This is a genomic window from Ochrobactrum sp. SFR4, from assembly GCF_019730395.1.
Taxonomy (GTDB): Bacteria; Pseudomonadota; Alphaproteobacteria; order Rhizobiales; family Rhizobiaceae; genus Pseudochrobactrum.
In genome coordinates this window covers 1-440 of record NZ_JAAPBB010000218.1, presented here as the reverse complement: position 1 = coordinate 440, position 440 = coordinate 1, and the positions used below count along the sequence as shown (strand labels likewise).

General features: G+C 52.3%; 1 protein-coding gene and 1 pseudogene. Both read right to left on the bottom strand.

All coding sequences use genetic code 11. The features are described 5' to 3' along the window. Positions 1 to 32: 32 nt before the first annotated feature. A complete protein-coding gene (locus HBA93_RS18690) occupies positions 33 to 218 on the bottom strand; it encodes a DUF2065 family protein (RefSeq protein WP_122011326.1) in 186 nt (61 codons plus the stop codon). 15 nt (positions 219 to 233) lie between these two features. Further along, positions 234 to 440, bottom strand: a pseudogene (locus tag HBA93_RS18685) (protease modulator HflC); the annotation flags it as partial.

The window sequence follows — 440 nt, the reverse complement described above, 5'->3', positions numbered from 1 at the left end:
ACCATACGCCTTTTTTGTTCAATTTCGGCAGATCAGCCTCTGACCAGCCATACCACACCGACACCCAGAACCAGCGCAACCATACCTGCTGTGCGCAGATAATTTTCCGGTGCTTCTGACACATCTCTGGCCATACGTCTGGCGAAGTGCGGAAAGCCGCCATAGAGAAGCCCCTCTAAAACGAGAAGCAATCCTATGGCTGTTATCAGATCATTCACAATCGTATCCGACCCTTACTGAGCGGTCTGTCCGGCGCTCGCAGGCTGCGTTGCCAGTTTACCGGCTGCATCCTTAAAGAAGCGGAAGAACTGTGAATCCGGCGACAGAACCATGGTTGTGCCTTCAGCCTGCAATGCCTGACGATAGGCATTCATCGAACGGTAGAATGCGTAGAAGTCAGGATCCTGATTTGCGGCTTCCGCAAATATACGACCACGTTC